Source organism: Kineococcus rhizosphaerae (assembly GCF_003002055.1).
GTDB classification, from domain to species: Bacteria; Actinomycetota; Actinomycetes; order Actinomycetales; family Kineococcaceae; genus Kineococcus; species Kineococcus rhizosphaerae.
The window spans coordinates 1-3,889 of the sequence record NZ_PVZF01000045.1 but is presented as its reverse complement, the minus strand read 5'-3'; the positions used below and the strand labels follow the sequence as shown (position 1 = coordinate 3,889).

Here is a 3,889-nt window from a genome sequence, read left to right as displayed (position 1 = left end):
CGGTCGAGGCTGAGGCCGCCCACTACGCTTACCTCAACGACTCCATCCCGGAGTCGTGTCCCACATGAAGACGGCAGAGAAGCCGTGACGCTTCATCGTTCTTCCCGACGCTGTTGGCCCCGCGCCGGCGCATCGACCGGGCCCTGCACGCGGTGGTGATGGAGGCCTACGTCCACGGCGTCTCGACGAGGAAAGTGGCTCTTCGGATCTACGGGTGGGAAGGACGGGCTGACTTGCTGTCCAGCGCTCAGGCCCGCAGCGAGACCATCCGCTTACACAACTGCCCGGTGACGGTCCGGTCCCCGCGGAACCTGGGCAGCGGTGGGGTCGGACGCTGCATCCCCTTGAGCGGGTGCTACGCCGTCGCACTCGATCGTGTGAGTCGCGCTGGGCCGCTCCGGTACAGCATTGCCGTCAGGGCAGCCCCCGCCGCAAAGACGGCGGCGGCGACCCAGAAGACGACGTGATCGCTGTAGAGGGTGGCCAGTACCTGGTCCGAGGCCGCTCCCGATGCTCCGCCGCGCGCATCGAGGTAGCTGTCGATCGCTGAGGCCGAGATGGAGGTGAACACGGCGAGACCGACCGCTCCGCCGATCTGCTGGATGGTGCTGACGGTGGCGGACGCGACTCCGGTGTCCTGGGCTTCCAATTTCGAGGTCGCCACGTTCTGTGCGCAGGAGAAGATGCACCCGAATCCCAGTCCCAGCAGCAGCAGGGACGGCAGGACGTGCGTGGTGTATTCGGAGTGGGCTCCGATGCGGGTGAGCAGTGCCAGCGAGGTCGCGGCTAGGAGACAGCCGGCAGGAACGAGTGGGCGCGGACCGGTGCGCGGGAGCAACAGCGAACCTGAGATTGCCGAGCCGACGATCAGCATGGCCACCATGGGTGTGAACGCCAGACCGGACCTCAACGGCGAGAAGCCCAGGGTTTCCTGCAGGTAGTAGGTCAAGAACAGGAACAGCGCGAACGAGCCGATCCCGGCGAACCCGATGGCCAGCAACGAGGCGCCGCGGTCGCGGTCGAGGATGACGCGCAGAGGCAGCAAGGGATGCCCGGTGATTCCCTGTCGGATGACGAATCCGATGATCGCCGCGAGACCGGCGAGGGTGGGGATCATCGTGTCGGTGCTACGCCAGCCGTGGTCGGCGGCGTGTGTCAGTCCGTACACCAGGCCGAACAACCCGGCGGCGATCAACGCTGCACTCGCTGCGTCCAGTGATGCCTTGCGGCTGCTGGCAGGGCGGTCGTCGACGAACACCAGGGCGCCCAGGAAGGCGACGGCAGCGATGAAGAGGTTAATGTAGAGGCACCAGCGCCAGGACAGGGCGTCGGTGAGGAGTCCGCCGAGGATAAGACCGACCACACCTCCCATGCCGGAGACGGCGCCGAAGACGGCGAAGGCTCGCCCGTGCTGGGCGGGGTCGTCGGCGAACGTCACCGACACCAGCGAGAGTGCTGCGGGTGCGAGAGCGGCGGCGAAGACACCTTGGGCAATGCGGGCCGCCAGGAGCATGGTGAAGCCGTTCGCGGCGCCACCGACGGCCGACGCCGAGGCGAACCCGATAAGGCCGATGAGGAACAGGCGTTTGCGACCGAAGCGGTCCGAGAGTCGTCCTCCCAGCAGCAGGAGGCTGGCGAAGGCGAGGGCATAGCCGTTGACGACCCAGGCCCGGTTCTCGGCGGAGAAGGCCAGGTCCTGCTGCGCGCTGGGCAGGGCGATGTTGACGATGGTGCCATCAAGGACGTCCATCAGCTGGGCCAGGCTCAGCACGATGAGGGCGACCCAGCGGCGGCGTCCGCTTCCTGCGGGTCGTAGAGCCCGGTGGTTTGCGCGTCCTGGGGTGCTCACGGTGGTCTGGTCCGGGAAATCCACGATCGTCCTGTCCGTCGGTGTCGGTGTCGATATGGGTGTCCGGCTCAGGTCACGTCAGTTCAGAGCGGTGTGCATCGATGTAGTCGGCCATGGCGAGAGCGGGACGGCCGATCAGATCGGTCAGGTCCGTGGAGTAGACCCGCACGTCGTCCAGGCCGCGGCGGACGATTCGCGCCAGCTGGTCCACCGCCCCGTGCGCCTCGCGGTGGGGAACTCGTTTCGCGCGGAGGGCGAGGTAGAGAGCGGGCGCGGGAATGTGCAGGTAGCGGACTCGTCGGTCCAACCGCTCGGTGATCATGGTGGCGACCTGCGGGAACGACAGTGGCTGGGTCCCGGTCAGCAGGTAGTTGCGTCCGTCCGCACCAGGGCCGCCTTGCCGGCCGCGGTCGATCAGGACGCGTTCAGCGGCGGCGGCGATGTCAGTACTGTCGATCCAGGTCGTCGCGCCGTGGCCGCTGGTGCCGGGCAGCACCCCGCGTCGGATCGCGGGGGCCAGCTGCAAGAGCCCTCCCATGAAGGCGCTGGGTCGCAGGACGGTCCAGGCCAACCCGCTCTTGGCGAGGTAGCGGTCCGCACGTCCGTGGGCTGCGGCCCACGGCAACGGGGATTGCGGGTTCGCGTCGGCTGCGGAGACCTTGACGATGTGGCGAACGTCGAGGTCGCAGGCGGTGTCGATGGTCTGCCGGCTGTGCGCGTAGAGGGCGGGGGTGAAGGGTGGGACGAGGACGAGCTGCTCGCAGCCCTCCATTGCAGCGCGGACGCTGGCTGGATCGGCAAAATCCCCGTGGACGGCTGCGATCCCGCGGCGGCGGAAGGCCTCGAGCTGCTGGGGGCTCCGGCACATCACCCGGAACGGCAGGTCACTTGAGGCGAGCAGTGTGGTCAGGGCGCCGCCGATCGCGCCGGTGGCTCCGGTCACCAGAGTCATGGAGGTCTCGGGGTGGTTCGAGGGGTTGGACGTCATGTGGTCGTCTCCTGCTCATTCGCGAGGGCGGTCGGTCCTGGCGAAGGGCGTCGGTGGTCCACCATGGGTGGACACGCATCAATTATCTTGATGATCCATTACCTTGACGATTGAGAGAATAGACGTGGCGAACGAAGCCGGCAACCCGCGCGCCGAGGTGGTGCGTTTGACCCAACGGCTCGTCGCCGAGGCGGAGGAGGTTGCGCACGCCTTCGTCCTGCGGCAAGGGATGCACTCCACCGACGTGGACGCGCTCTTGCGGGTGATGGCCACCGAGGGCCGCGGCGAGGCGATGACCGCGGGCGCCCTCGGGCGCGAGCTGCGCCTGAGCACTGGCGCGATCACGGCGGTCGTGGACCGCCTCGAGAAGAGCGGGGCCTTGGTCCGGGTCCGCGACGGCGGGGACCGCCGCAAGGTGCTGGTGGAGACCACGTCACGCGGCCGGGCCTTGGCCGAGGAATACTCCGGACCCGTCCGAGCTCGGATCGATGAGGTGCTGGATCAGTTCAGCGCCGGACAGCTCGACGTCGTCAGTCGATACCTGGCAGCGGCTGCCGATGCCATGGCGGCGCACCGTCGTCACTTGATGTCCGCGGTGCAGACACTCGACGCGCGCACCCGTGACCCGAGAAAGCCCTAGATCGAGATCACGAGTACTGACCGGGTCCGTTCGCGAGACGTGGCGAGAACCTGAACCGTCCGAGTACCGTCATCGAGAACGGCGGCTGATCCGTATCCCGCGGAACCGATCACATGGCTCGGTCCAGCAGAGGCGATGGGGTGCGGTGATTGATCTCAATCTCGAGGCCGTCACCAAGAGGGCAGTAGAACGCCGTCCATGTCGCGCCCAGGACCTCGAAACCACTGCTGATCTTCCCCGGTTCGTACCCGGCGTCGAGCAGTTCGGTGTGCTTCTCACGCACGGCGTCGGCTGTGTCCTGTCTCAGTGACTGTTTCAGATGTGCGGTGAGGGCTGCGCCGGCCTGGTCAACCGGCGCAGCATCATCCGCGTGTAGGCAATCTCAACCATGGCGACCGCCGCACTCGCCAAC

At 67.4% G+C, this 3,889-nt stretch carries 4 protein-coding genes and 1 pseudogene; 2 read left to right on the top strand and 3 right to left on the bottom strand.

The features are described from left to right. Positions 1 to 95: 95 nt before the first annotated feature. Positions 96 to 197, top strand: a pseudogene (locus CLV37_RS26730) (transposase); the annotation flags it as partial. 158 nt (positions 198 to 355) lie between these two features. On the opposite strand, the gene CLV37_RS26725 reads toward CLV37_RS26730, so the two are convergent. Both CLV37_RS26725 and CLV37_RS26720 read right to left on the bottom strand, forming a co-directional pair. Then, the gene (locus tag CLV37_RS26725) at positions 356 to 1,771 is read right to left on the bottom strand and encodes a DHA2 family efflux MFS transporter permease subunit (RefSeq protein ID WP_245886003.1); all 1,416 of its coding nucleotides are present in this window, start codon (positions 1,769 to 1,771) and stop codon (positions 356 to 358) included. Positions 1,772 to 1,922: 151 nt separating this feature from the next. Further along, positions 1,923 to 2,837: an NAD(P)H-binding protein gene (locus CLV37_RS26720; protein WP_106215778.1), complete on the bottom strand. Its 915-nt coding sequence runs from the start codon at positions 2,835 to 2,837 to the stop codon at positions 1,923 to 1,925. Positions 2,838 to 2,961: 124 nt separating this feature from the next. On the opposite strand from CLV37_RS26720, the gene CLV37_RS26715 reads away from it, so the two are divergent. Beyond that, positions 2,962 to 3,477, top strand: a complete 516-nt coding sequence (locus CLV37_RS26715) for a MarR family winged helix-turn-helix transcriptional regulator (RefSeq protein ID WP_106215777.1) — start codon at positions 2,962 to 2,964, stop codon at positions 3,475 to 3,477. Between the two features lie 109 nt (positions 3,478 to 3,586). On the opposite strand, the gene CLV37_RS27990 is transcribed toward CLV37_RS26715, so the two are convergent. Continuing rightward, positions 3,587 to 3,760 carry a hypothetical protein gene (locus tag CLV37_RS27990; protein ID WP_170127544.1) on the bottom strand — a complete coding sequence of 58 codons (174 nt, stop codon included), beginning with the start codon at positions 3,758 to 3,760 and terminating at the stop codon, positions 3,587 to 3,589. Positions 3,761 to 3,889 lie beyond the last annotated feature (129 nt).

Bases quoted from the DNA above. Each gene is read 5' to 3' on its own strand.
- CLV37_RS26720 (WP_106215778.1), bottom strand. From the start codon at position 2,837: ATGACGTCCAACCCCTCGAACCACCCCGAGACCTCCATGACTCTGGTG.